This is a genomic window from Rhodobacterales bacterium HKCCA1288, assembly GCA_015693905.1.
GTDB lineage: Bacteria > Pseudomonadota > Alphaproteobacteria > Rhodobacterales > Rhodobacteraceae > M30B80.
The window spans coordinates 538,732-564,933 of the sequence record CP065161.1; the positions used below are offsets into that span (position 1 = coordinate 538,732).

Genomic DNA, 26,202 nt, shown 5'->3' on the forward strand with positions numbered 1-26,202 from the left:
GGGTTGCCCCCTGCCCTTCATTGTTTCGCAATTTGGTGCGGAGTTAGCCTTGGACGGCCTTCGCAACTTCTGCGGCGAAATCTTCTTTTTCCACCACAATGCCTTCACCAACCTCAAGGCGCACAAACCCTGTCAGCTCAACACCCGCTTCTTTCGCTGCAGCCGCGACAGTCAAGTCTGGGTTGATGACGAAGGCTTGGTTCACCAAGGTTACTTCGGAGAGGAATTTCTGCATACGGCCTTCGATCATCTTCTCGATGACAGCCTCTGGCTTGCCAGATTCACGCGCGATGTCGATTTGCACCTGACGCTCTTTTTCCACAATCGCAGGATCCAGATCATCCGTAGACAAGGATGCAGGGTTCACTGCTGCAACATGCATCGCCACCTGACGGGCAAAACCTTCATCGGTGCCATTGAACGCGACAAGAACGCCGATCTTGCCCATGCCATCAGCCGCGGCGTTGTGCACATAAGACACAACCGTCTGGCCCGACAATTTTGCCATGCGGCGCAGCGCCATGTTTTCACCGATTTTCGCAATCGCATCGGTGATCACTGTTTCAACAGGCTTGCCGCCCATATCCGCAGCTTTCAACGCATCTACATCATCCACGTCAAGCGCCGCTTGCGCGATGCTTGCAACCATGGATTGGAATTCAGCGTTTTTCGCAACGAAATCGGTTTCCGAGTTCACTTCAACCGCAACCGCGCTGCCGTTTGAAACAGCAACAGCAACCAAACCTTCGGCCGCAGTGCGACCAGATTTCTTGGCCGCCTTCGCCAAACCTTTGGTGCGCAACCAGTCAATCGCGGCGTCAAAATCGCCATCGGTTTCGGTCAGCGCTTTTTTTGCGTCCATCATGCCTGCGCCAGTTGCTTCGCGCAGGTCTTTTACCATTGCAGCTGTAATTGCCATGGTGAGAATCTCCTGATTTGTAAGTCAGGCGGGGATATGCCCCGCCGATATGTCACAGATATGTCAGTCGAGCGGGAAAGGCGCGCTTCCCCGCCAAACTTAGAACCCCTTAGGCAGAAGCGTCTTCTGCGGCTTCTTCAGCAGGTGCTGCTTCGGCCAAGGTTTCTTCGACAGTCTCTTCCATTGCGCCAAGGTCAACGCCAGCTGCATCCATCTGCGCGCTCATCCCATCAAGGGCTGCGCGCGAGATCAGATCACAGTAAAGGCTGATGGCACGCGCCGCGTCATCATTTCCAGGAATGACGTAATCCACGCCTGCGGGCGAACAGTTGCTATCAACAACCGCCACAACGGGAATGCCCAGCTTGTTGGCTTCGGCAATGGCGAGGTCTTCTTTGTTGACGTCAATCACAAAGATCAGATCAGGCAGGCCGCCCATTTCGCGGATACCGCCAAGCGAGGCTTGCAGCTTCGCCTGATCGCGCTCCATGCCAAGACGCTCTTTCTTGGTCAGGCCCTCAATACCATTTTGCATCGCTTCATCAATCTCGTTCAAACGCTTGATCGAGTTGGAAACAGTCTGCCAATTGGTCAGCGTGCCGCCCAACCAACGGTGGTTCATGTAATACTGTGCGCAACGCTCTGCCGCTTCGGCAATGGGGCGCTGTGCCTGACGCTTGGTGCCTACGAACAAGATGCTGCCGCCTTTGGCAACAGTTTCGCGCACAGCAACCAAAGCCTGCTCAAGCAGGTCAACAGTCTGGGTCAGGTCAAGAATGTGAATCCCATTGCGGTCGCCGTAGATATACGGAGCCATGCGAGGGTTCCAACGATGGGTCTGGTGACCAAAGTGAACGCCAGCTTCCAAAAGCTGACGCAAAGAAAAATCAGGAAGCGCCATAATAGTTTCCTTTCCGGTTTGCGCCTGAGCGAGGGATCAGGGGCCGTGCCCCAACCGGTGGATCGATAGGGATGTCTCCCCTATGCGACCCGCCCTCGCCTGTGAATTGCCCTTTCGGACAGGCGCGCTTTAGGGCATTTTCCCCCTGCCCGCAAGGGCCATCTGCAACAGCACTGCTGGGGCATAGACGTAGGCCGATAGGCGGGATAGAGACGCAGCCATGACAAAAAACAGCATTATCTGCATCGGATCGGTTCTGTGGGACGTGATTGGTCGCACAGATACGGCAATGGCCCTTGGCGATGATGTTGCGGGGCGTGTTACGCGCATCCCTGGCGGGGTGGCGTTGAATATTGCCATCGGGCTTGCCGCCTATGGGATGCAGCCCGTTTTGCTGACCATGATCGGGCGTGATGCCGAAGGCGCGGATTTGCTGGCCTTTTGCGAAAAGCGCGGCATGAATTGCGACCATGTTTTTCGCAGCTCTGAATGGCCGACCGACCACTACATGGCGATTGAGGCGCAAGGCCAAGTGATGGCTGCCATCGCCGATGCACATGGCCTTGAGGCCGCAGGCGCGCAGATTTTAGCCCCCCTAGAGCATGGCCCCTTGGGGGATGCCGCGGCCCCCTATCAAGGCGTAGTGGCGCTTGATGGCAATTTGACCGAGGCGCTTTTGGCTTATATTGCGGATGCCCCTGCCTTTCAGGCGGCGGATTTACGCATTGCGCCCGCATCACCCGGCAAGGCCACGCGTCTTTGCCCGCTTTTGCATCACCCAATGGCAAGCCTTTATGTCAACCGCCGTGAGGCCTGTTTGATTGCAGGGCAAGCGCCTGACCTCTCGGCCACAGAGGCCGCAGATGCGCTGATCGCGGCGGGGGCGGCGCGCGTGATCGTGACCGATGGTGCGGGCCTGACTGTAGACGCCAAGGCGGGTGCCGAAAAAGTAACGGGCACGCCACCACAGGTCACCGCCACCCGCGCGACAGGTGCAGGGGATCGGTTCATGGCCGCCCATATCGCCGCCGAAACCGGTGGTGCATCGCGTCAAGAGGCGCAAATGTTTGCACTCAACGAAGCCGCCGCTTATGTGGCGGGAAAGGATTAAGCATGCTTCCCCTCACCATAGCCCCGGATGTTGCGCATGCCCTAAAGACAGGCGGCGCTGTGGTTGCCCTTGAAAGCACCATCATCACCCATGGCATGCCCTACCCCGCCAATTTTGAAACCGCACAGGCCGTTGAGGCCGAAATTCGAGACCAGGGTGCGGTGCCTGCCACAATCGCAGTGGTTCAGGGGGAAATTAAAATTGGGCTTTCCGAGGCAGAGTTGCGCAACCTTGCGCAGGTCACGGGGGCTGCAAAACTTTCGCGGGCTGATTTGGCGGCGGCGCTTGTTCTTGGCCAGACAGGTGGCACCACAGTGGCCGCAACCATGATCTGCGCCCATCTTGCAGGCATTCGCGTGTTTGCTACGGGGGGCATTGGGGGCGTGCATCGCGGGGCGGAGCACAGTTTTGACATCTCTGCCGATTTGCCAGAACTGGCCGAAACGCCTGTGACGGTGGTCTGTGCGGGGGCAAAGGCCATTTTAGATTTGCCCAAAACATTTGAAACGCTCGAAACATTGGGCGTGCCTGTCATTGCCTATGGCCAAGAGATGATCCCTGCCTTTTGGTCACGCGACAGTGGCATTCGCGCGCCCCTGCAAATGAACAGCCCCCAAGAGATCGCCCGCGCCCATCTGATGCGCGGGACATTGGGGCTGAATGGCGGGCAATTGGTTACAAACCCAATTCCTCAGGCGGATGAAATCACCGCCGAAACCCTTGCGCCTGTGATCGAAAATGCGGTGCGCAAGGCCGATGCACAGAACATCACCGCAAAGGCACTGACCCCCTTTCTTCTCGCTGAAATTCTAGAGGCCACCCAAGGGGCAAGCCTTGCAGCCAATATTGCCCTGATCCGTAACAATGCGCGCCTTGGCGCGCAGATTGCGCTGGCCATGGCAATGGAACCCTGACGACCCCGCCGCCCCTTGCCTCTTGTAAGGTTAACGAAACCCCCTTACATCTGATCAACACAGATTTAACGGTTCCCCAACGCGCCCCCGCATCATGCAATTGCCCGAAAATCCCAAACCCCCACGCCGCGGCATCTTGGCCGCCCTACGCAATAATTTCTTTACAGGCGTGGTGGTCATTGCCCCGATTGCGGTGACCATTTGGTTGGTCTGGACGCTGATCGGATGGATCGACAGTTGGGTTTTGCCCTTTATTCCAGGCCGCTATAACCCGCTTTTTTTGATCCAACATTATACGGGCCTTCAGGTTGATATTCGCGGCCTTGGCGTGGCGACCTTCCTCGTTTTTGCGGTGATTGTTGGCTGGATTGCCAAGGGCCTCATTGGCCGCTCGCTGATCCGTTGGGCCGAAAGTTTGGTTTTGTCGATCCCGCTTGTGCGCTCTGTCTATTCAGGGCTGAAACAGATTGTCGAAACTGTTTTGGCACAAGGCGAGCAGAATTTTGACCGCGCCTGCATGGTCGAATATCCGCGCAAAGGTATCTGGGCCATCGCCTTTGTCTCGACCAAGGCCAAAGGCGAAGTAGCCGAAAAGCTTGGCGATGATCTGATTTCCGTGTTTTTGCCCACTACACCAAATCCGACATCAGGCTTTTTGCTCTTTGTGCCTCGCAAGGACACGATTGAACTGGATATGACTGTCGAGGACGCAGCAAAGCTGATCATTTCCGCGGGGCTTGTCTACCCTAATGGAAAGGATGCAAAAAAAGCGGTCGAGGCTATGGCCGCGTCCAAGACCGCAAAATAGACCCGCGACCGCATCAGCCTAAAACACTAAAAAAGGGCGGCTCTTCGACCGCCCCTTTTTTTATTGCGCCTCTACCCACCAGACATCGGGCTGCCATCCGATCCAATCGCCATAAATCGGGATGTAGTCGGGGAATTTCAGCTCTGCATTATGCGCCAAGCGGCTGATTGGCGAATACCAAAATGGGATCACATAACGCTCGCTCATCAGCACGCGATCCAAAGCGTGGACAGCCGCGCGGTAATCCTCTTGACTTGCCGAGGTCAACATTTGGTCAATCATCGCCTCAATCGCAGGATGGCAGGCCCCCATCAAATTGCGTGATCCTGTGGTTTCCGCCAAATCACAGCCCCAATAAAGCCGCTGCTCATTGCCCGGGCTTAGCGACAGACCGCGGGTGATATCGGTCATATCAAAGTCGAAATTATCAATCCGTTCGCGATATTGTGCGCTGTCAACAGTTGTGACTGTGGGAACAATCCCAAGCCGTGCCAAAGCCTCGACATAGATATTCACGATGGATTGCATCTCGGTCGACCCTTGGGAGAGCAGAATATCAAAGGTAAAAGGCGCCCCTTCAGGCGTCTGCATCACGCCATTTTCAACGCGATATCCTGCCTCCTCAAGCAGCGCCATTGCGCGGCGAATGCCTGCGCGATTGGCCTCGGTGCTATCGGTTTGTGGCAGGGCATAGCCCTCAAGCGCCCCTTGCAGCAAATCCGCCTCAAACGGCGCAAGGAACTCGGCCACACGGCCCGTGGCCGCCCCATCGCGCATGCCCAAGGGCGAGTTTGAGAAATAAGAGGTAATCCGCGGCTCGACCCCGCCATTCAAGGTGAGATTGATATATTCGAAATTAAAGGCTTGGATCATCGCCTCGCGGACGCGCCAATCGGAAAAGGCCGCGCGGCGCGTGTTCATCACCAACCCATTCATTCCAGAGGGGCGCTGATGCGGCACTTCGGAAAGAATAACCTCGCCTGATTGCACGCGGGGGAATTGATAATTCTCAGCCCAATTTGCCGCGTTTGTTTCGCGCATTGTCGTCACGATACCCGCTTTGAACGCCTCAAACATCGCATTGCCATCGGCAAAGAATTCCAAGCGGATTTCATCAATCACATTGGTGCCACGGCGCACGGGCAAGTCCGCCCCCCAATAATCAGGATTACGGCGTAAGGACACAAAACGCCCCGCCTCGAAATCATCAACCACATAAGGGGCCGAAGCGATGGGGATCACATCCAAACCTGAGGCCTGAAAATCTTGCCCGTCCCATTGCGCCTTTTTCAAAATGGGGCGCAGGCCCATGATCAGCGCCATTTCACGATCAGCTTCCTTGAACGTGATCCGCAAGCGGCGCTCATCAAGCGCCTCGATTGTTTCGACATTCTGCCACGCATTCAGATAGCGCGGATGCCCTTCGGTGCCCAAAGTCTCGTATGACCAAATCACATCTTCCATTGTGACAGGGCTGTTATCCGAGAATCGCGCCGCAGGGTTAAGCGTGAACTCAACCCAAAACCCCGCAGGATCAACCTCTACCGATTCGGCCAACAGGCCGTAAAGCGTGAACGGTTCGTCCCAAGAGCGGATCAAAAGCGATTCATATGCCAAGAACCGCAATTGCCATGGCGTGCTGCCCAAACGGATATGCGGGTTGAGGCTGTCAAAGCCCCCAACCTCGCCTGTCACGATCCGCCCGCCTGTCGGCGCATCTGGATTTGCATAGGGCAAATGCACAAAATCTGGTGGGAGGGCAGGCTCGTCATACATAGCAATGCCATGTTGCGGTTCGGCATGTGCGGTTGACACAGCGACAATCGCGGCCCCCACCCATACCCCCAAACGTGTGAAACAAACTCGTGCCATTTTGAAAACAATCCCCGTTTTCTTATGAATTATAGGAACAATGCTAGGGGCTTGGCGCAAGAAGCGCAAACTTTTCTCTTGGAACTCTACCGCAAACATGATTATACATAGGGCACTGCTCGATAGGTTTCTTGCCTGTATGAAACCTGCCTCAATAACTTGCGCCGGCCTTGTGCCGGCGTTTTTTTTGGGGTTTTCTCTGCGGCAGCGGGTCTAGGCCCCCTCCCCCATATTCGAGCCGCAGGAGATTCTTACCATGGCATTGCAGACTGATCTTTCAGGAAAAACCGCTGTTATCACGGGTTCAAACTCGGGGATTGGGCTGGGCGTGGCTGAGATACTGGCGCAGGCGGGCGCGGATGTTGTTCTCAATTCCTTTACGGACCGTCCCGAAGACCATGATCTGGCGGCTGATTTAGGCAAACGTCATGGCATCAGCGCACGCTATATCGCGGCAGATATGTCGAAGCCCGATCAATGCCGCGCCCTTATTGAGGCGGCGGGGCGATGTGATATTCTTGTGAACAATGCGGGCATTCAACATGTCGCCCCGATTGAGGGCTTCGCACCCGAAAAATGGGACGCGATCATCGCGATCAATCTCTCCTCCGCGTTTCATACCACGGCTGTGGCGCTGCCGATGATGCGCAAGGCGGGTTGGGGGCGCGTGGTCAATATCGCCTCGGCGCATGGATTGACCGCCTCGCCCTATAAATCGGCCTATGTGGCGGCAAAGCACGGGGTCGTTGGCCTGACCAAGGTGACCGCCCTTGAAACTGCCGAAGACCCCATCACAGCAAACGCCATTTGCCCGGGCTATGTCTTGACGCCATTGGTCGAGGCCCAAATCCCCGATCAAATGAAAACGCATAATATGAGCCGTGACCAAGTTGTGCGGGATGTAATGTTGGCCCGCCAACCTTCCAAAGAATTCGCCACAGTTGAACAACTGGGCGGCACAGTTGCGTTTCTGTGCAGCGCTGCAGCCGATCAGATCACAGGAACAACCCTATCCGTTGATGGCGGTTGGACAGCCCTATGAGCATCAAACTCGATATCCTATCCGATCCGATTTGCCCGTGGTGCTATATTGGTTGGACAAACCTTGCCCGCGCAATGGAACAGCGCGCAGACCACCCCTTTGTGGTCGAATGGCATCCGTTCCAATTGAACCCCGATATGCCGCCCCAAGGGATGGATCGTGCCACCTATCTTGAGACAAAATTTGGCGGGCGCGCCAATGCCGCCACCGCCTATGCCCCCGTTCTGGAACATGCCGAAAAAGCGGGTTTGTCGATAGATTTTGCCGCTATTCCCCGCACGCCCAATACATTGAACGCGCACCGCCTCATCCATTGGGCGGGGCTAGAGGGGCGCCAAACCGCGGCTGCGGTGGCAATTTTCAAGGCCTATTTCATCAGCCACCGCGATATCGGTGCCGCAGATGTTCTAGAGGGTATCGCAAGCGAGATCGGTCTTGACCGCGCAATGATCGCGCGCCTCTTGGCGGGTGATGCGGATCAGGCCGACATCACCGCACGCGACCAACATGCCCGCACCCGTGGGGTGACGGGGGTGCCCTGTTTTATTATCGCCAATCAACACGTTGTAACTGGCGCACAGCCTAGCGATTTCTGGCTCAATGTGATTGATGAGCTCAACCAACAAGTCCAAGAAACGGCCCCCGAATGACCCCTGCCTCAAAATCCCCGTCAAAGCTTGAATTTACAGCGATGATGGGGGTGCTCTTTGCAACCATCGCCTTTTCGATGGATGCAATGCTGCCCGCCCTGCCCCAAATCGCGGCCGAGCTTTCGCCAGATGACATCAACCGCGCGCAATTGATCCTGACCTCATTTATTTTTGGCATGGGGATCGGAATTTTCATCGCTGGCCCAATTTCAGACGCTTTGGGACGCAAGCCCGTGATTTATCTCGGCGCAGGGTTCTATGCGCTTGGGGCGATCTTGGCCCATTATGCCCCCTCTCTCGAGCTTGTTTTGGCGGCGCGCGTTTTGCAGGGCATCGGTGCCGCAGGCCCGCGTGTTGTGACCTTGGCAATGGTGCGCGACCTTTATCAGGGCCGCGCGATGGCACAGATTGTGTCCTACGCCATGTTGGTTTTCACCATTTTCCCTGCCATCGCCCCGTTAATCGGTGCGGCGATTATCGCGGGCTTTGGCTGGCGGGCGATCTTCGTGGCGTTTTTGGTCTTTATCGTTTTATCAGTCTCATGGCTGGGTCTGCGGCAACCCGAAACGCTACCGCCCGAGCGGCGGCAAAAGCCAAATCTTGCTGCCCTTAAATCCGCCATTTCGACCGCCCTTGGCATGCGCCAAATGCAGCTTTCCATTCTTGTGCAAACCTGCGTATTCGGGGCGCTTTTTGGGGTGATTTCCTCAATTCAGCAGGTGTTTGACCTCAGCTTTGGACGCGGCGCTGAATTTCCATTCTGGTTTTGTGCGATTGCATTGATGGCTGCCCCCTCAGGGCCAATCAACGGCAAAATGGTTATGCGATTTGGTATGCGCGCGATGGTGCGCGGCACGTTATTTGTGGTGCTGTTCAACAGCAGCATCGCGCTATTAGCCTTTGGCCTGATCTTTGAGGCGGGGCAAGGCTTTGCGCTTTATATTGCATGGACGCTGACCATCTTTGCCGCTGCAGCCTTTACCTTGGGCAATCTAAACGCCCTCGCGCTAGAGCCTTTGGGCCATATCGCGGGCACGGCCAGTTCGGTAATGGGCGCCATCGCAACCATCGGCGGCGCGGTTCTGGGGGCGATTGTGGGCCAGTTTTTTGACGGCACACCCCTGCCCCTGATCTCATTCGCGCTGATCTTTGCCGCAATCGCCGTGGGGCTGATGCAAATGATGCCAAAATCCGAACAGGCAGGCTAGCCCTTCGCCTGTTCGGCCAGATCGCGGGCAATTGCGAAGGCCCCTTTGATCTTATCGGCATCCTTGGCCCAGTCACGGCGAATGACGATTTTATTATCTTTGATCTTAGCCAACCCGCGCTGATTTTCGACAAAGGCAACAAGGCCCGCAGGGTTCGGGAATTTGTCATTATGGAATTGCAAAGTCGCCCCTTTGGGCCCCGCATCCATCTTGGCGATATGGGCGCGTTTGCACATCGCCTTGATGCGCATGACCAAAAGCAGCGTGTTCACTTCGCGCGGCAGCGGGCCGAAGCGGTCAATCATCTCGGCGGCAAACCCTTCGAGATCGACCTTGCTTTCCAATTGCGACAGGCGGCGATAGAGGCCAAGCCGCACATCCAAATCGGGGATATAGGCCTCGGGGATCATGACAGGCACGCCCAAATTGATCTGCGGCGACCATTGCCCGTCACTGACAGTGCTTTCGGCCGCACCAGAGCGGATGGCGGCAATCGCCTCCTCCAACATGGATTGATACAGCTCGAACCCCACCTCGCGGACATGGCCCGATTGCTCCTCACCCACGATATTGCCTGCCCCGCGAATATCGAGGTCTTGGGATGCGATGGTGAAGCCTGCACCAAGACTGTCGAGGCTGCCCAACACCCTGAGGCGTTTTTCAGCGGCGGGGGTCAATTTTCCGCGCGGCTTGGTCGTCAGATAGGCATAGGCGCGGGTTTTCGCGCGCCCTACACGGCCCCTGATCTGATACAACTGCGCCAGACCAAACATATCCGCGCGGTGAATGACCATCGTATTGGCGGTCGGGATATCAATCCCCGATTCAATGATCGTTGTGGCAAGCAGAACATCGTATTTGCCATCGTAAAACGCATTCATGCGATCATCGAGATCACCTGCGGCCATCTGGCCATGCGCCACCACGAAACTGACCTCTGGCACATGATCCCGCAGGAAGGTTTCGATCTCGGGCAAGTCTTCAATGCGCGGCACAACATAAAAGGACTGACCACCGCGATAATGTTCGCGCAACAGCGCCTCGCGGATGGTGGCCGCGTCAAATTCGCTGACATAAGACCGAATAGCCAACCGATCAACCGGCGGCGTTCCAATCAGGCTAAGGTCACGCACACCAGAAAGCGACATCTGCAATGTGCGCGGAATGGGCGTGGCCGATAGGGTCAGCACATGAACCTCAGAGCGGAATTCTTTGAGCCGCTCTTTGTGGTTCACGCCAAAGCGTTGCTCTTCATCAATCACCAAAAGCCCAAGATTGGCAAAGCGCACCCCTTTGGCCAAGAGCGCGTGGGTGCCGATGACAATATCCACTGTCCCATCCGCCAACCCTGCGCGGGTTTCTGCGGCTTCTTTCGCGGACACAAAGCGAGACAATTGCGCAACTTTAAGCGGGAAGCCACGAAACCGCTCGGCAAAGGTGCGGGCGTGTTGACGCGCAAGCAATGTCGTGGGGGCGATCACCGCCACCTGCAGGCCAGAGGCCGCCGCAATAAAGGCCGCGCGCATGGCGACTTCGGTTTTGCCGAACCCAACATCGCCCACGATCAAGCGATCCATGGGGCGGCCACGGGCCAAATCTTCCACCACATCCGCGATGGCAGACAGCTGATCCTCGGTTTCCTCATAGGGGAAGCGGGCGCAGAAATTCTCCCACATGTCATCGGGCGTGCCCAAAATCGGCGCTTGGCGCAATTCGCGTTCGGCGGCAATCCGAATAAGCTTATCCGCAATCAGGCGGATGCGTTCCTTCATCCGCGCCTTTTTCGCCTGCCATGCGCCACCGCCAAGCTTATCAAGCAGACCCTCATCATGGCCATAGCGACTGAGAAGTTCGATATTCTCAACGGGCAAGAACAGACGATCCCCGCCTGCATATTCAAGGGCCAAACATTCATGCGGGGCGCCCGCGGCGGTGATGGTTTCAAGCCCCTTAAACCGCCCGATGCCGTGATCAACATGCACCACCAGATCACCCGCTGAAAGGCTTTGCGCCTCGGTCAGGTAATTCTCGGCACGTTTGGTTTTGCGGCGGGGACGGATCAGCCGGTCGCCCAACACATCTTGCTCTGAGATCACTGCTAGATTGGGGGCGGTAAACCCCTCCTCAAGCGGCCAGATCACGCAAGAGATGCTGCCTTTGGGCAGATCAGGCGTGAAATGATCAAGTTTGACCAAACCAGACAAGCCTTGATCGGTCAAAATCTGCATCAGGCGTTGCCGCGCCCCTTCTGACCAAGAGGCCAAAATTACCGCGCGCGATTGGCGCATATCGCGGATATGATCGCAAAGCGCCTCAAATATATTGATATTCTCTTGCTGCCGTTCAGGCGCGAAATTGCGCCCGACACGTCCGCCTGCATCAATCACATTCGGGCCCGTGGCGGCAGGCAGCGGTGAGAAATGCAAAACCCGATGCGGCGCCAAAGCGGCGGCAAACCGCGTCTCGTCCAGATAGAGCAAGTCAGGCGGCACAGGTTTATAGACGCTGTCCAACCGCCCCTTTTGCGTCAATGCCGTTTTGCGCGTGTCATATTGATCGCTGATCGTCTCCCATCGTGCGGCGTGCTGCGGCGCAGTCTGGTCATCCATCGTGACCACGGCATCGGGCAGATAATCAAACAAAGTCTCAAGCTTGGGGTGAAAATAGGGCAGCCAATGTTCCACGCCTTGGTATTTACGCCCCGCACTGACCGCCTCGTAGAGCGGATCATCATTTCCCGCAGCCCCAAATTCGATGCGGTAATTCTGTCGAAACCGCGTGATTGCGGCCTCGTCCATCACAACCTCGGAGACGGGCGAAAGCGATAAATGGGTCAGAGTTTCAAGACTGCGCTGCGTGACAGGGTCAAAACTGCGCAGCCCATCAAGAACATCGCCAAAAAGGTCAAGCCGATAGGGTTGCGGCGTTCCCGCAGGCCAAATGTCAATAATCCCGCCGCGCAGGGCATAATCCCCCGCCTCGGTCACAGTGGGGGTTTGCGTGAACCCCATGCGCACCAAAAAGGCGCGCAAGGCGTCTTCGTCTATGCGCTGACCCACAGTGGCGTGAAAGGCCGCCTCACGCAGCAAATCGCGCGGGGGCAAAAATTGCGTGGCCGCATTGAGCGTGGTTAAAACAACCGCAGGCCCAACCCCGCCCTGCACCAACCGCGCTAAGGTCGCCATGCGCCGCGCTGAAATTTCGGCATTGGGGGAGATGCGATCATAGGGCAGACAATCCCAGCCGGGAAAGCGCAGAAGGGTCAGATCAGGGGCAAAGAATTGCAGCGCAGCGGCAATGCTTTCAGCACGTTTGTCATCACGCGCAATATGCAGCACCATTGTCTCATCAGACCCCGCGCGCTCTAATTCGCGCAGGATCATCTGCGCGTCATATCCTTCGGGCACGCCAGAGGCGCGAATATGGGCGGGTTGGGGTTTTGCGTGTGACATGAAAGCGTCAGGTAAAGGGGCAGCCCCGCGTGTCAAGATCAAAGCGGTGATTGCGGCACCCGTTGAAGGAAAAACACGCCCCAAATCGCCGTGAAAAAAATCAACACGCTGCCAAGGAATTGCAAACGGCGGCGATGGCGCATCAATGCGCGGATCTGATCCTGTGGCGGGATCTGCGGCCAAGCCTTCGCCAAACGATTGCGCAAATAGCCGACACCTACGGCGGGCATCACAAGAAAGAACACCGACTGCGCCAAAGGACTGTCATAATAAAAGCCAAGCGCAGCCAGAAAGCCCAAGATCAGCCCTAAAAGCGTCACCAAGATTGGCCCAAACTGTGCATTGAGGCCGCGCAAATCACGCGCGGTGATCTCGGCCAATTGCAGCGCATCGCTTCGCGCAGTTTCATCCCCTAATTCGGCACGGCGGATCATTGCAAAGGGCACACCAAGCGTGGTTTGTGTCCAATGTGACCACAAAAGCGCAAACAACACCCAATACCACACCGCCTCAAAAGCGGAGAAATCCAAAACCGTGATGATATGATCGAGAAACTGCACTGATTTTCTTGGCCCTATTTTCGCACCCCGCCCCCTTCTACGCGGCAATTATGGCCTTTTCTAGCCTTGAGAAATCTCCTGTGACCTGTCAGAAATTTGAGACAGATAGGATCAAGGAGATCAGCGTGACCCAAGCCCCGTTTCCCCTCGCCCGTCATCGCCGCACCCGCGCAAGCGCCGCTTTGCGCAATCTGACCCGCGAGGTGGAATTAAGCGTCAATGATCTCATTTGGCCCGTGTTTTTGCGCGATGGCGAAGGGGTTTGCGAACCTGTCGCCTCCATGCCTGGGGTCAATCGTTTGTCGCTTGATTTGGTGGTCAAAGCCGCGCAGGAGGCCGAGGCGCTTGGCATTCCCGCGATCTGCCTGTTCCCCTATACAGATCCCGCGCTGAAAACCGAGGACTGCGCCGAGGCGTGGAACCCTAAAAACCTGACCAATCGCGCGATTGCCGCCATTAAAAAGGCCGCCCCGAATATTGCGGTCATGACCGATATTGCCCTCGATCCTTATAATATCAAAGGGCATGACGGCTATGTGCGCAATGGTGAAATCATCAATGACGAAACCGTTGAGGCATTGGTGAAAATGGCATTGGCGCAGGCCGAGGCAGGCGCAGATATCTTGGGGCCATCGGATATGATGGATGGCCGCACCCGCGCCATTCGCAGCGCGCTTGAAGGGGCAAACCACCGCAATGTGACGATTATGTCCTATGCGGCAAAATTCGCCTCAAGCTATTACGGGCCATTTCGTGATGCGGTAGGTGCGTCTGGTGCGCTGAAAGGTGATAAAAAAACCTATCAAATTGATCCCGCCAATCGCAACGAGGCCTTGGCCTGCGTTGAGCGCGATTTGATGGAAGGGGCGGATATGGTTATGGTGAAACCAGGCCAGCCCTATCTCGACATTGTGCGCGCGGTCAAAGACCGCTTTGGCGCGCCGACCTATGCCTATCAGGTCTCAGGCGAATACGCGATGATCGAGGCTGCCGCAGCTAACGGGTGGATTGACGGCGAGAAAGTCATGCTTGAAAGCCTGATGTGTTTCCGCCGCGCGGGCTGTGATGGTGTGTTGACCTATTTCGCCCCAAGGGTTGCGGCCATCCTACAGGGCTAGGCAAAAACACCTCAAACCTGCGTCAATTGATAAAATTGCGCCGCTTTGGTCATGACAAACCACGCGCGACCCCGTAAAAGATAGGCAGAGACATTACAGGGAATGAGGTCACATATGAGCAGTGAAACAAAAACATCTCATTCGCCCCAAATTTTGACCCGCCGCAATTTCGTGCTTGGCGGGTCGGCGGTGCCGCTCTTGGCGGCCTGCGGCAATGGGGTGAATTCGCAAGCCTCGCAGCGTCTGGATGCACGCGTGGACAGCGCGCAGGAATTCATGTTCCAAGAAGTTCCAGGAACAGAAGAACTGGCCTATAACGCGGCTGGTGTTCTGATCATGCCATTGGTCACCGAGGCTGGCTTTGGCTTTGGCGCATCTTATGGGCGCGGCGCATTGCGTATCAATGGCGCAACAGTTGATTATTACAACGCAATCAGCGGATCTTTCGGATTTCAAATCGGTGCGCAGCAATATGCACATGCGCTGTTTTTCATGACTGAGGAGGCGCTTAGTTCGTTCCGTGGCTCGCCGGGTTGGGCGGTTGGTGCCGATGTACGCTATGCCTTTAACGCAAGCGGTGCATCTTTGGGCATCGACAGCAACACCCTGACAAATCCCGTGATTGCGGTGGTGTTTGGTCAGGCGGGGCTGATTGCGGGCGCCACGCTTGAAGGCACGCGCTACTCGCGCATCATCCCGTAACTGACAGGGCAATGGGGTCGCTGCTGCGTTGGTTTGTGCGGATCACCTCAGTGGTGATCTTTGTGGTTGTGGTTGCAACCACGATTGCCTATTGGTTTGCCGCGCGATCCCTGCCCCAGTATAACGCCACATGGCGTATGGCAGGCTTGGAAAACGGCGCCGAGATTGTGCGCGCGCAAGGGGCAATCCCGCATATTTTTGGGACGACTGACCAAGATGTGTTCTACGGCCTTGGCGTTGCGCATGCCCAAGACAGGCTGTGGCAGATGTTGGTTTTGCGCCGCACGGCACAAGGCCGCCTTTCTGAAATATTCGGAGACCGCAGCCTACGCAGCGATGACCTTATGCGCCGCCTTGATCTCGAGGCCTATGCGGAAGCATCCTATGCCAATTACTCGGCCGCCGCCCGCAACGATCTCGAGGCCTATGCCGCAGGGGTCAATGGGTGGTTGGATCAAATCGCGCGCGAGGCCTTAGGGCGTGGTGCGCCCGAATTGTTCTTGTTTGAACCCGATATCGCCCCATGGCGACCGCAAGACAGTATCGCAATCTCAATGTTGATGGCCCTCACCTTGAGTGACCAAGCGCAAAGCGATGTCTTGCGGGCCCGCGCGATTTTGGCCCTAGATCGCCCTGAACGCATTCGAGATTTGCTGCCCGATGCCCCGGGTGCGGGCATCGCGGCGCTGCCGCAATATGCAAGCCTATTCAACGCCGATCCCAGTGATTTTGCTGAAATCACAACCACGCCCCGCATTGAGGACCCGCTCTATCCTGTGGCGCCCCGCGGCCTTGCGGGGGCGTCCAACGCATGGGCCGCAGCCCCATTTCGCGCGACAAGCGGCGCGACCCTTCTGGCCAATGACCCCCATTTGGGTTTAAGCGCCCCATCGATTTGGTATCTGGCGCGGCTTGAACTGGCCTCAGGCGGGGTAATTGGGGCGACCATTCCTGGCATGCCCATCGTGGCCGTTGGGCGGTCTGATCGTTTGGCATGGGGCATGACCTCGGCCTATATCGATGATATGGATCTCTTCGTTGAAGAACTTGATCCAAACGATCCTACGCTTTACCGCGCGGGGGCGGAGTTTATCCCCTTTGAAACGCGCCAAGAGATTATTCAGGTCGCCGATAGTGCGCCTGTAACCATCACTCTGCGCAACAGCCGAAATGGCCCCGTTATCCCTGCGACCCATTGGGATTTGGGCACGGTCACGCCTGAAAACCATGTCATGGCTTTGGCATGGACGGCGCTCAACCCCCGCAATACCAGTTTGCAAGCGGGGCTTGCCTTGATGCGTGCGCAATCCGTGGATGCAGCCATTCGCGCCACGCGCGCTCATATCGCGCCCTCGCAAAACCTGACTTTGGCCGATAGTGCAGGCAATATCGCGCTGCAGGTCATTGGCCGCCAACCCCGCCGCAATCCTGAGATGATTGGTCAGGGGCGCATCCCTGCGCAAGGATGGCTTGACCAGAACCGATGGCGCGGCATGATGCCCGCTGAGGCCAATCCAAGCTTTGTGAACCCAGAGGGCGGGATCGTTGGCAACACCAATAACAAAACGATAGATCGCGCCTTTCCAGATCATTTGAGCTATAATTGGGGCGATACGCAGCGCGTGTTGCGCTGGCAGCGGTTGATGCAAATGCGCGAAGTGCATACGCGCGATAGTTTCATCGAAGCGCAGCTTGATCCCGTCTCTGCTGCGGCTGTGAATATTCTGCCTTTGGTTGGGGCGGAGTTGTGGTTCACAAGCACAACCGCCCCCGAAGGCACGCCCGAACGGATGCGCGCCCGCGCCTTGGAGCGTTTGGCGGATTGGGACGGCAATATGAACGAGCATATGCCCGAGCCCTTGATCTACATCGCGTGGATGCGCGCGCTGCAACAGCGGCTGATCCGTGACGATATCGGCCCCTTGGCTGATCAATTTTATGCGGTTGAACCAATTTTTATCGAGCGCGTGTTCCGTAACATCGATGGCGCAGCGGTCTGGTGTGATCTGCGAACGACATCGCGCGTTGAGACCTGCCCCGAAATCGCAGAGGCCGCGCTTGACGATGCCTTGCTTGAATTGCGCGAGACATATGGCGCGAATTTGGACAGTTGGCGGTGGGGCGCGGCACATGAGGCGGTGCATCGTCATCCCGTCTTGGGCCAAACCGATCTTTTTTCGTGGATTGTAAACATCCGCCAATCCACATCGGGCGGGCCGCATAGCCTGATGCGCGGGGCTATTTCATGGGAGGGGAATGCGCCCTATGAAAATCGTCACGCGGCAGGCTATCGCGGGGTGTATGACTTTGCCGATCTCGACAGCAGTGTCTTTGTCATTTCCACGGGCCAATCAGGCCATCCGTTAAGCCGTCATTATGACGACTTATCTGAACTGTGGCGGCGCGGCGAATACCTTCCCATGAGCCTTGATCCAACCCTTGCGCGGGCCGGAAATCTTGGTATCACAACCTTGATCCCCCGCTAAAGTTTTGAAAACCGCGCACTTTGGGTGGCAGTCCATTCGACTGTGAAATGCTGGCCCTGATCATCAACGTGCTCTTCGCGCACCACGCCCTGCTCAAACAGCCATGCACGCGCGCGGCCTGCGGAATGGGGCAGATGCAGGGTTTCGGTGATCTTTGGCGGGGCCAGTTGCGCGGCAATCATGCGGTGCAGGTGATCTACCCCCTCGCCTGTCAATGCCGACATTGCGACAACATCAGTGCGCCGCGCGGCTAACACGCGCAAACTGTCCTGCGCCTCAGGGCTAAGTCGGTCGATCTTATTCCATACTTCGATCTGCGGCACATCCTTGGACACCCCCAATTGCTCAAGGATCAAATGCACTTCGGCGGCCTGTTCCTCGGTTTGCGGGTGCGAAATGTCGCGCATATGCAAAATAAGGTCAGCGTCCAAAACCTCCTCCAAGGTGGCGCGAAAGGCCGCCACCAATTGGGTCGGCAAATCCGAGATAAAGCCAACCGTATCGGACAAGATCACCTCTGACCCATCAGCCAAATGAATGGCGCGCATGGTCGGATCAAGCGTGGCAAAAAGCATATCTTGCGCCAAAACATCCGCACCCGTTGCGCGATTGAACAGCGTGGATTTCCCCGCATTGGTATATCCCACCAAGGCCACAACGGGATAAGGCACTTTGGCGCGCGCCGCGCGATGCAAAGATCGAGTTTTGACCACCTTTTCTAATTGCCGCTTCAGGCGCACCATTTGCGCGTCAATGGCACGGCGGTCTGCCTCAATTTGGGTTTCGCCAGGACCGCCCACGAACCCCAAACCACCCCGCTGACGTTCAAGATGCGTCCATGCACGCACAAGGCGGGTGCGCTGATAGGATAGGGCCGCCAAATCGACCTGTAACACACCCTCGCGGGTGGCGGCGCGGGCTGCAAAAATCTCAAGGATCAGACCTGTGCGATCCAGCAGCTTGACCCCCCAATCCTTTTCCAAATTGCGCTGCTGCACGGGCGTCACTGCGCCATTGATCAAGACAAGACCCACATCATGGTCTTTGATTTGATCTTTCAATTCTGCCAATTTGCCCGTGCCAAACAAACGCCCCGGCTTAGCCGCCGGCAGCCGCACCACCTGAGACAGGGCAACCTCAAGATCAGGCAGCGCCCTAGCAAGCGACACCGCCTCCTCAAGGGCTGCGGTGGGTTCGGGACGGTTTTTATCGCTCAGGATGTCAGGCTGGAGAACAAAGGCGCGCATATCCACGCCCTTGGTCAGACCTTCATCACGGCCCTTATTTGGCGTCACTCTTCGCCTTCATAGAGACTGATTGGTTGCGCGGGCATAATCGTGGAGATCGCATGCTTATAGACAAGCTGCGACTGGCCATCGCGGCGCAGAAGCACGCAGAAATTATCAAACCAAGTGATGACGCCTTGCAGCTTCACCCCGTTAATCAAGAAAATTGTCACAGGCACTTTTGCCTTGCGCACATGGTTCAGGAAAGAGTCCTGCAAGTTTGTTTTCGTGTCGGCCATTTTAGTTTCGCCTTATCGTTGTGCTGTTTGGTTGGCTCCAAACACTGTCAGATTGCGTTAAGTATGAAGATAATTTTGGGAAAATTAAACCCCGATTCCAAACTGCCAAAATAAAACGTGAAAAAATATATATTAACCGCGCCAGAACCGTGGCGAGATCAATGCGACCAGCACCAATGTTTCCATCCGCCCCACAATCATCGCAAAGGCCAGTAACATTTTGGCAAGGTCATTCAAACCCGTGAAGCTGATCGCCGTTTCCCCCCCAACAGCGGCCAAAGGCCCTGTAGTGGTGAGCGCAGAGATGGTCAAAATCATGGCTGTCTCAAAATCGAGGCCCGTGGCCGCCAAAAGACACATGAACAGCGCCATGGAGAGGGTCAAAAGCATGAAAAACACCCATGCGATATAGGCCCCCTCACGGCGGATGCGCCGCCCCAAGCGGCCTGCGCCCGCGACCGAATGCGGGTGGATCAGTTTCTCGACTTCGCGCAACCCGTGCTTATAGAGCGCGTAAACCCGCAGCAATTTCACCCCGCCCGCCGTGGTCGCAACCCCACCCCCCATCAGGGCCAGACCGATCAACACCATGCCCGGCGCATCGATGCCCGACCATTGGCTTGCAGCATCCCAGCCTTGGCTGACAAAGCCCGTGGTGGTCAGGAAAGAGGCCACGGTGAAAATGCCCCCCCATAGGGATGCCACTGCATCTGAAAACTGCGCTGTGTCCGTCTCAACGGCGCCAAACCAATGGCGCAGAAACAACAGCGCAGGCACGATCACAATCGCGGCCAAGGCCAGACGCACTTCACGATCTTTTAACATGCGGCGCGGGTATTCGCGGTTCAACGCATGGGTGAAACTGCGGCGTGACAGGGCAAATATAAAGAAAATCAAAACCATCGCCTCGGCCCCAACAGAGCCAATTTGACCATTCAAACTGATCCCGGATGTGGACAAGGTTGACATTGCATGGATCAGCGCGGCCAAGCTTTCCGACCCTGTGATCATCAGCAAAACCCACAAGATAATCGTCAAGGCGATATAGGTCGGGGCCAAGCGGCGTGCATGTTTGACAAGGCGCTGCTCTGGCGAAGCGGCGCGCATCTGCCCCGCTGATCGGGTCTGAAGCCCCTGCACCTGCGCCTCGGATGTCACCTCATAGCCGCCCAAATTCAGCGGTGCCAAAATCGCAATCGCAGAGAGCCAGATTAGGAAACCGCCAAACCACGCCACAGTCGCGCGCCACATCACCAACGGATCGCTGAGGCGTTCTGCATCAAAGAAGCTTGCGCCTGTCGTGGTCAGGCTCGAAACCATATCGATATAGCAGGTGAAAAAGCGGGCATCCTCCATGGCGGCATCCATAGGAAAGGCCAAGATCAGCGGCAAAAGCAGATAGGCCAAAAGCAAGGTGATCAGCTGTGTCCACCCCGTTTGCACCCGCGCGGAACTGGTGGTCACAAACCCAAGAAGCATTGCCAGAATGAAGAATAAAATTGCGCTGTAAAAGAAGACGCGGCTTGTTGGCATGTCGTCTTGCCCCAAAGCCACGATTGAGGGCAATAACATCGCCGCTGCTGAAATCCCGATGAGGACAACGAACAGCGGCAGTTTAGCGATGCTTTGACCAATGCTCATACTGACTTCACGGGCTGACTTCACGGGCTGACTAGACGGGCGGGCCGCAGCGGCGGCTGCTTAAAAGAAATCGACCGAGACTTGTAACAAGGCCTCGACCGCAGGCACATCTTTCGACAAGGCGAACATCACGATAATATCGCCCTCATCCAAACGGGTCGAGCCTGCAGGGCGGATCACATCCCCCGCTTTCAACAGCGCCCCAACCAAAACGCCCTCGGGGAATTCGATATCGCGGATTTGCTTACCCGCAAGCGGCGAGGTCGACATTACTTCGGCCTCGATGATCTCGGCCTCGGCATCGCCAATTGAATAAACCCCTTGCACACGGCCATGGCGGATATGGCGCAGGATGCTCGACACTGTAGTTGCACGCGGGTTGACATAGGCATCAATGTCCAATGGGCCCATCATCGGCACCATAGTAGGATCATTCACAAGCGCAATCGCCATCCCTGCCCCTTCGGCCTTGGCGCGCACAGAGGCGAGAAGGTTGGTTTTATCGTCATCCGTGACGCAAAGAACGGCATCGGATTTATCAATCCCCGCCTCGCGCAGGATCTCGATATCCATGCCATCGCCATAAAGCACGATGGAGCGTTCCAACGCATCTGCCGCCCGTTCAGCGCGGGCGCGATTGGCCTCGATCAGACGCACGCGGGGACGATGTGCAGCACTTTCCAATTTGCGCGCAACAGCAAGCCCCACATTGCCCCCGCCAATGATCACCACACGTTCTTGACGCGATTGCGTTTTGCCAAAAATCTCAAGGGTGCGCGCCGCATCATCCGTATGGGTAAAGACGTAAATCTGATCCCCTGCAAAAAGCTGATCGCGGGGTTCGGGGGCAAAAAGCGTGCCGTCACGGCGCACCCCCACGACCATCGCGCGCAAGGTCGAGAACAATTCCGTCAACTGACGCAACGGGGTTTCCAAAACGGGGCTGTCATCCTCAAGCTGAATACCGAGCAGCTGCACCTTGCCGCTGAGGAATACCTCGGACTCAAAACTTGCGGGTTGTGACAAACGGCGCAATGCGGCCTCGGCCACCTCGCGTTCGGGGGAAATTACAACATCAATGGGCAGGTGATCCCTACGATAGAGATCGGAATAGTCCGCCTTGAGGTAGGATTGCGCACGCAATCGCGCGATTTTGCGCGGAACCCCAAAGACCGAGTGCGCCACCTGACAGGTGACCATGTTCACCTCGTCAGAATAGGTAGCTGCGATAACCATATCGGCATCGCGCGCCCCTGCGCGCTCAAGCACATCGGGGTGGCTGGCAAACCCCGTGAGGCCCTGCACATCCAACGTATCGGTCGCACGGCGCACCAATTCGGGGTTGTTATCCACCACCGTTACATCGTTGCTTTCGCCTGAAAGATGTCGCGCAATTTGCCAACCCACTTGGCCCGCGCCACAAATGATGACTTTCATCTTTCCCGTATCCTTACGCGATAACGTTCAGTGCGCCTTCAAGGGGATCAGGATTGGCAGAAACCCAGCACGGGGTCAATTACCAATACCCACCCTTACGCTTGTGGCTCACTCCACCTCTTCGCCCGATTGCGTCTTGCCAGATGTCACCACGCCGAGCGATTTCAGCTTGCGGTGCAGCGCGCTGCGCTCCATCCCGACAAAGCCCGCAGTTCGGCTGATATTGCCGCCAAAGCGGTTGATCTGGGCCATCAGATATTGCCGTTCGAACAATTCACGCGCCTCGCGCAACGGCAGCATGGTCAAACCCGGTGAGAGGCTGGCCTCACTGGTGCCTAATTTTCCTTCATCGCTCATGGGAAGATCATCCAAGCTGATCGGGCCTGTCCCTTCGCCCAAGATCAAGACGCGCTCGATCAAGTTGCGCAATTGGCGCACATTGCCTGGCCAACGCATGGTTTGCAAAGTTGCCATCGCATCATCGGCAATTTTGCGCAAAGCCAGACCTTGCTCGCGGTGGAACATCTCGATGAAATATTCAGCCAAGATCGGAATATCTTCGCTGCGCGCCTCAAGGCTTGGCACCTCAATCGGCACAACATTGAGGCGGTGATACAGCTCCTCGCGGAAGCGACCTTCGGAAATTTCGTTCGGCAGATGTTTTGTCGTTGAGGAAATCACCCGCAAATCCACATGCACCTTTGAAGCACCGCCAACGCGGGTAAAGGCCTGATCGACCAAAACCCGCAAGATTTTCGACTGCGTGCCAAGGGGCATATCTGCCACCTCATCAAGCAGCAAAACACCGCCATTTGCCTGCTCAAGCAACCCCTGCTCAACCCCGCGTTCGGGGCTTTCGCGGCCAAACAGCACCACCTCCATCTGATCAGGTGCAATCGCGGCACAGGCCACAGTGACAAAAGGCCCGTCCGAACGGTTAGAATGTGCATGAATATAGCGCGCGGCCATCTCCTTGCCGCTGCCCGCAGGGCCTGTCAGCATCACGCGACCATTGGATTTCGTGACCTTATCCAATTGCGATTTGAGATTGCGGAAGGTGGCAGATTGCCCAAGCATTTCGCCAACCCGCGTCTCGCCACGCTTCAGTGCCGAATTCTCGCGGCGCAGTTTGGACGTCTCCATCGCGCGGCGAATGACCACCAAGAGCTGATCAATATTAAAGGGCTTTTCAATAAAATCATAAGCCCCCTGTTTAATCGCAGCCACCGCGATTTCGATATTCCCATGACCGGAAATGATGACCACGGGCACCTCTGGCATATCGCGCTTGACTGTTTTGAGGATATCAATCCCATCCATATGGCTGTCTTTGAGCCAAATATCGAGGATGATCAGCGCGGGCAGCTCTTGCTGCAATTGCGCCATGCATTCATCGGAATTTCCCGCCATGCGCGTGGAAAACCCCTCATCCTGCAGAATATCGCAAACCAATTCGCGAATATCACGCTCATCATCGACAACAAGTATATCAGCCATGAATACCCCTCATTTAGCCAATCATTAACGGCAGGTGGATCACCGCCTGCGCTCCTTGATGCGCGCCATCCCCAAATGGCGGCGCATCTCTCAATTCTAGGCTTGCGCCATGTTCTTCGATTATTTTTTTCACAATCGGCAGGCCAAGCCCTGTCCCCTTTTCACGGGTGGTGACGTAGGGCTCAAAGAGGCGCGCACGGTCTTCGGGCAGGCCTATTCCATTGTCGCTGATTGTAATTTTCAGCACGGGCTGCGCTGCACCAGTCTCGACCACCAAATCCACGCGGATCTCGCCGTGATGGGGCGTTTGTGGATGTTTCTCGCAATATGTTTCGATGGCCTCGCCCGCGTTTTTGATCAAATTGGTAAAGGCTTGCCCGATCATGGTTGCGTCAATCTCGGCCCAAATCTCGCCTTCGGGCTTTGTCAGGGTGATCTCAACCTCAGGCTGACCTGCGCGTTGAAGGGTCACAACCCCCTCCAACAGCTTGGCGATATCCTCACGGCGGCGGCTTGGTTCAGGCATACGCGCAAAGCGCGAGAACTCATCCACAATATGGGCCAGATCATTGGTCTGGCGCACGATCACATCGGTCAACTCTTTAAGGCTTTGACCGTCTTCTTCGGGCAAAATCTTGGTAAATTTACGCGCCGCACGTTCCGCTGACAAACGAATAGGGGTGAGTGGGTTTTTGATCTCATGTGCAATGCGCCGCGCGACATCGCCCCATGCGGCCATGCGCTGTGCCGCGACCAAATCGCTGACATCATCAAATGCAACCACATATCCCTCAATCGCGCCATCACTGCGCCCCCGCACCGCGATGCGCACCAAAAGCGTCTCTTGCGCCCCATTACGGGTGAGGCGCAATTCCTCTTGCAACGTATCGCTGCCCCGTTCCCGCAAGCGCGAGGGCAGATCAGCAAATTCTGGCACAAGCGCCGCCAAGGCACCGTGATGCTGCAATTCATCCTCAGACAGGCTCAAAAGCCGCTGCGCAGAGCGGTTGATAAACTCAACATCGCCCTCTGCTGTGACACCAATCACGCCAGCCGTAACCGACCCAAGCACACTATCAAAGAGGCGTCTTTGCCCCTCGGTTCTGTCATTTTGTTCAACCAAGCGATCGCGCTGCGCCTTAAGTTGCAGGGTCATCTGGTTAAACACGCGACCAAGCGTTGCGATTTCATCCCCGCTTTTTTCTTCAGGCACGCGCGCCTCAAGATCACCGTCACCGATCCGCTCAGCAGCGGCGGCCAACCGCCCCACGGGACGCGACAGACGTTCGGCAAACCACAGCCCCAACCAAATGGCCGCCATGATCACAATCAGAGCAAAGCCAATATAGAGCAGGCCAAATTCGAATAAAACGCGCCCGCGCTCATTTTCCAATTGCCTGTAAAGCTGCACAGTTTGTTGGGTTTCATCGAGCAGCGACATAATCTGCCCATCCACCTCGCGGCTGACATAGAGATAGCGGTCAAGATATTGCGAGAGCTTCAGCAGGGCGCGGAACTCATTTTGGGCGCGATCTTCGATCAACACGACCTCACCCTCAGCCGCACGGATAAGATCAGCGTCACTGGGTTGATCATAATCAAACAAATACGAGCGTTCGCCGCGCGCGCGAATTTCGCCTGTTGCACTGATCACATAAGCCTCGCGCAGACCACGCTGAATAAGGCCCTGCCCCTGCCCCAAAAGGCGGCGAAGGTCGCCATCGGTGGTAGCCCCGTCATTGCGTGCGGCATTGTCCAAAAAGGCCGCAAGGGCGCGCGCATCTTCGTCTAAATCCGTGCGATGTTCTTGCTGATAGGCGATGGCGGCATCCACCGAATTGCCAAGTGCGCCTGAAACGCGGGTCGAAAACCATCCTTCAAGTCCCATGTTCAGGGTGATGGTTGCAAAAACCGCTACCAAAATGGTCGGCAAAAGTGCAACAATCGCAAAGACGCCTGTCAGGCGCATATGCAATCGCGATCCTTGCGAGCGGCTGCGCCGTGCTGCGATCATCCGCACCACTTGGCGCGCCACGAGCGCGGCGATTACAAGAATGTAGACCAAATCCGCCAACAAGATTAGGCGCAAGGCAGGCGAAGAGGCTAAATCGCCAAGCGGGCCAAGCACCAAAAATGTCAGAAGTGCCAATACAGGCCCGAGCGTTACAAGCCCCAACGTGCCCGCATTGCGCAAGCGCTTGGTGCTTTGTAACAGGATCAATCGGCGCCAAGCCGATATCGCCTTATCATTTGATGGCTTTGCCACCTGCCCCGCCTGTATTTTACGCGGCCCCGAAACGCGGCCACGAATTTCGCCTGACGCGCGCCATATGTCGCCCATATGTCACGCCCTGTGGCG

20 protein-coding genes are annotated in these 26,202 nt (G+C 56.4%); 9 read left to right on the plus strand and 11 right to left on the minus strand.

Translation table 11 applies throughout. The features are described from left to right. Nucleotides 1–43: 43 nt before the first annotated feature. Both I3V23_02695 and rpsB read right to left on the minus strand, forming a co-directional pair. Nucleotides 44–919 carry an elongation factor Ts gene (locus I3V23_02695; GenBank protein ID QPI85915.1) on the minus strand — a complete coding sequence of 292 codons (876 nt, stop codon included), beginning with the start codon at nt 917–919 and terminating at the stop codon, nt 44–46. A gap of 109 nt (nt 920–1,028) precedes the next feature. Further along, nucleotides 1,029–1,820: a 30S ribosomal protein S2 gene (rpsB, locus tag I3V23_02700; GenBank protein ID QPI85916.1), complete on the minus strand. Its 792-nt coding sequence runs from the start codon at nt 1,818–1,820 to the stop codon at nt 1,029–1,031. Between the two features lie 220 nt (nt 1,821–2,040). Between rpsB and I3V23_02705 the strand changes: the two genes are divergently transcribed. The 3 genes from I3V23_02705 (at nt 2,041) to I3V23_02715 (ending at nt 4,653) form a co-directional block, all read left to right on the plus strand. Next, nucleotides 2,041–2,931, plus strand: a complete 891-nt coding sequence (locus tag I3V23_02705) for a kinase (protein ID QPI85917.1) — start codon at nt 2,041–2,043, stop codon at nt 2,929–2,931. Nucleotides 2,932–2,933: 2 nt separating this feature from the next. Next, on the plus strand, nt 2,934–3,845 hold the full coding sequence (locus I3V23_02710) for a pseudouridine-5'-phosphate glycosidase (protein ID QPI85918.1): 912 nt from the start codon (nt 2,934–2,936) through the stop codon (nt 3,843–3,845). Nucleotides 3,846–3,939: 94 nt separating this feature from the next. Continuing rightward, the gene (locus tag I3V23_02715) at nt 3,940–4,653 is read left to right on the plus strand and encodes a DUF502 domain-containing protein (protein ID QPI85919.1); all 714 of its coding nucleotides are present in this window, start codon (nt 3,940–3,942) and stop codon (nt 4,651–4,653) included. Nucleotides 4,654–4,713: 60 nt separating this feature from the next. On the opposite strand, the gene I3V23_02720 is transcribed toward I3V23_02715, so the two are convergent. After that, nucleotides 4,714–6,525, minus strand: a complete 1,812-nt coding sequence (locus tag I3V23_02720) for an ABC transporter substrate-binding protein (protein ID QPI85920.1) — start codon at nt 6,523–6,525, stop codon at nt 4,714–4,716. A gap of 256 nt (nt 6,526–6,781) precedes the next feature. Between I3V23_02720 and I3V23_02725 the strand changes: the two genes are divergently transcribed. Genes I3V23_02725 through I3V23_02735 form a run of 3 tightly spaced genes read left to right on the plus strand, consistent with a single transcriptional unit; the run spans nt 6,782 to nt 9,425 of the window. After that, nucleotides 6,782–7,567: a 3-hydroxybutyrate dehydrogenase gene (locus I3V23_02725; GenBank protein ID QPI85921.1), complete on the plus strand. Its 786-nt coding sequence runs from the start codon at nt 6,782–6,784 to the stop codon at nt 7,565–7,567. Continuing rightward, nucleotides 7,564–8,217 (plus strand): DsbA family oxidoreductase, encoded by a 654-nt coding sequence (locus I3V23_02730; GenBank protein QPI85922.1) that lies wholly within the window; start codon nt 7,564–7,566, stop codon nt 8,215–8,217. The genes I3V23_02725 and I3V23_02730 overlap by 4 nt, the downstream gene beginning before the upstream one ends. After that, complete coding sequence (locus I3V23_02735; protein QPI85923.1) at nt 8,214–9,425, plus strand: multidrug effflux MFS transporter; 1,212 nt, start codon at nt 8,214–8,216, stop codon at nt 9,423–9,425. The genes I3V23_02730 and I3V23_02735 overlap by 4 nt, the downstream gene beginning before the upstream one ends. Here the strand turns inward: I3V23_02735 and mfd are convergent. Both mfd and I3V23_02745 read right to left on the minus strand, forming a co-directional pair. Next, on the minus strand, nt 9,422–12,877 hold the full coding sequence (gene mfd, locus I3V23_02740) for a transcription-repair coupling factor (GenBank protein ID QPI85924.1): 3,456 nt from the start codon (nt 12,875–12,877) through the stop codon (nt 9,422–9,424). The two genes, I3V23_02735 and mfd, sit on opposite strands and share 4 nt — an antisense overlap. Before the next feature lie 38 nt (nt 12,878–12,915). After that, entirely contained in the window at nt 12,916–13,437 is a 522-nt protein-coding gene (locus tag I3V23_02745) for a hypothetical protein (GenBank protein ID QPI85925.1), read from the minus strand. 119 nt (nt 13,438–13,556) lie between these two features. Between I3V23_02745 and hemB the strand changes: the two genes are divergently transcribed. The 3 genes from hemB (at nt 13,557) to I3V23_02760 (ending at nt 17,743) form a co-directional block, all read left to right on the plus strand. After that, nucleotides 13,557–14,555: a porphobilinogen synthase gene (gene hemB, locus I3V23_02750; protein ID QPI86656.1), complete on the plus strand. Its 999-nt coding sequence runs from the start codon at nt 13,557–13,559 to the stop codon at nt 14,553–14,555. Nucleotides 14,556–14,669: 114 nt separating this feature from the next. Then, entirely contained in the window at nt 14,670–15,257 is a 588-nt protein-coding gene (locus I3V23_02755; protein QPI85926.1) for a twin-arginine translocation pathway signal, read from the plus strand. Nucleotides 15,258–15,268: 11 nt separating this feature from the next. Further along, nucleotides 15,269–17,743 carry a penicillin acylase family protein gene (locus tag I3V23_02760; protein QPI85927.1) on the plus strand — a complete coding sequence of 825 codons (2,475 nt, stop codon included), beginning with the start codon at nt 15,269–15,271 and terminating at the stop codon, nt 17,741–17,743. Here I3V23_02760 and hflX read toward each other — a convergent pair. From hflX to I3V23_02790, 6 genes are all read right to left on the minus strand, one after another. Further along, nucleotides 17,740–18,990 (minus strand): GTPase HflX, encoded by a 1,251-nt coding sequence (gene hflX, locus I3V23_02765; GenBank protein ID QPI86657.1) that lies wholly within the window; start codon nt 18,988–18,990, stop codon nt 17,740–17,742. The genes I3V23_02760 and hflX overlap by 4 nt on opposite strands. 44 nt (nt 18,991–19,034) lie before the next feature. Then, entirely contained in the window at nt 19,035–19,268 is a 234-nt protein-coding gene (gene hfq, locus I3V23_02770) for an RNA chaperone Hfq (GenBank protein QPI85928.1), read from the minus strand. Nucleotides 19,269–19,400: 132 nt separating this feature from the next. After that, complete coding sequence (locus I3V23_02775; GenBank protein QPI85929.1) at nt 19,401–20,909, minus strand: TrkH family potassium uptake protein; 1,509 nt, start codon at nt 20,907–20,909, stop codon at nt 19,401–19,403. A 60-nt stretch (nt 20,910–20,969) separates the two neighbouring features. Further along, a complete protein-coding gene (gene trkA, locus I3V23_02780; protein QPI85930.1) occupies nt 20,970–22,346 on the minus strand; it encodes a Trk system potassium transporter TrkA in 1,377 nt (458 codons plus the stop codon). Between the two features lie 108 nt (nt 22,347–22,454). Then, complete coding sequence (locus tag I3V23_02785) at nt 22,455–23,843, minus strand: sigma-54-dependent Fis family transcriptional regulator (protein ID QPI85931.1); 1,389 nt, start codon at nt 23,841–23,843, stop codon at nt 22,455–22,457. Between the two features lie 13 nt (nt 23,844–23,856). Beyond that, nucleotides 23,857–26,184, minus strand: coding sequence for a PAS domain-containing sensor histidine kinase (locus I3V23_02790; GenBank protein QPI85932.1), 2,328 nt, complete (start codon nt 26,182–26,184; stop codon nt 23,857–23,859). Nucleotides 26,185–26,202 lie beyond the last annotated feature (18 nt).

What these genes read in the sequence shown, in the direction of transcription:
- I3V23_02695 (QPI85915.1), bottom strand. Translation starts at nt 919, where the DNA reads ATGGCAATTACAGCTGCAATGGTAAAAGACCTGCGCGAAGCAACTGGC.
- rpsB (QPI85916.1), bottom strand. Translation starts at nt 1,820, where the DNA reads ATGGCGCTTCCTGATTTTTCTTTGCGTCAGCTTTTGGAAGCTGGCGTT.
- I3V23_02705 (QPI85917.1), top strand. Translation starts at nt 2,041, where the DNA reads ATGACAAAAAACAGCATTATCTGCATCGGATCGGTTCTGTGGGACGTG.
- I3V23_02710 (QPI85918.1), top strand. Translation starts at nt 2,934, where the DNA reads ATGCTTCCCCTCACCATAGCCCCGGATGTTGCGCATGCCCTAAAGACA.
- I3V23_02715 (QPI85919.1), top strand. Translation starts at nt 3,940, where the DNA reads ATGCAATTGCCCGAAAATCCCAAACCCCCACGCCGCGGCATCTTGGCC.
- I3V23_02720 (QPI85920.1), bottom strand. Translation starts at nt 6,525, where the DNA reads ATGGCACGAGTTTGTTTCACACGTTTGGGGGTATGGGTGGGGGCCGCG.
- I3V23_02725 (QPI85921.1), top strand. Translation starts at nt 6,782, where the DNA reads ATGGCATTGCAGACTGATCTTTCAGGAAAAACCGCTGTTATCACGGGT.
- I3V23_02730 (QPI85922.1), top strand. Translation starts at nt 7,564, where the DNA reads ATGAGCATCAAACTCGATATCCTATCCGATCCGATTTGCCCGTGGTGC.
- I3V23_02735 (QPI85923.1), top strand. Translation starts at nt 8,214, where the DNA reads ATGACCCCTGCCTCAAAATCCCCGTCAAAGCTTGAATTTACAGCGATG.
- mfd (QPI85924.1), bottom strand. Translation starts at nt 12,877, where the DNA reads ATGTCACACGCAAAACCCCAACCCGCCCATATTCGCGCCTCTGGCGTG.
- I3V23_02755 (QPI85926.1), top strand. Translation starts at nt 14,670, where the DNA reads ATGAGCAGTGAAACAAAAACATCTCATTCGCCCCAAATTTTGACCCGC.
- I3V23_02760 (QPI85927.1), top strand. Translation starts at nt 15,269, where the DNA reads ATGGGGTCGCTGCTGCGTTGGTTTGTGCGGATCACCTCAGTGGTGATC.
- hflX (QPI86657.1), bottom strand. Translation starts at nt 18,990, where the DNA reads ATGCGCGCCTTTGTTCTCCAGCCTGACATCCTGAGCGATAAAAACCGT.
- hfq (QPI85928.1), bottom strand. Translation starts at nt 19,268, where the DNA reads ATGGCCGACACGAAAACAAACTTGCAGGACTCTTTCCTGAACCATGTG.
- I3V23_02775 (QPI85929.1), bottom strand. Translation starts at nt 20,909, where the DNA reads ATGAGCATTGGTCAAAGCATCGCTAAACTGCCGCTGTTCGTTGTCCTC.
- trkA (QPI85930.1), bottom strand. Translation starts at nt 22,346, where the DNA reads ATGAAAGTCATCATTTGTGGCGCGGGCCAAGTGGGTTGGCAAATTGCG.
- I3V23_02785 (QPI85931.1), bottom strand. Translation starts at nt 23,843, where the DNA reads ATGGCTGATATACTTGTTGTCGATGATGAGCGTGATATTCGCGAATTG.
- I3V23_02790 (QPI85932.1), bottom strand. Translation starts at nt 26,184, where the DNA reads ATGGGCGACATATGGCGCGCGTCAGGCGAAATTCGTGGCCGCGTTTCG.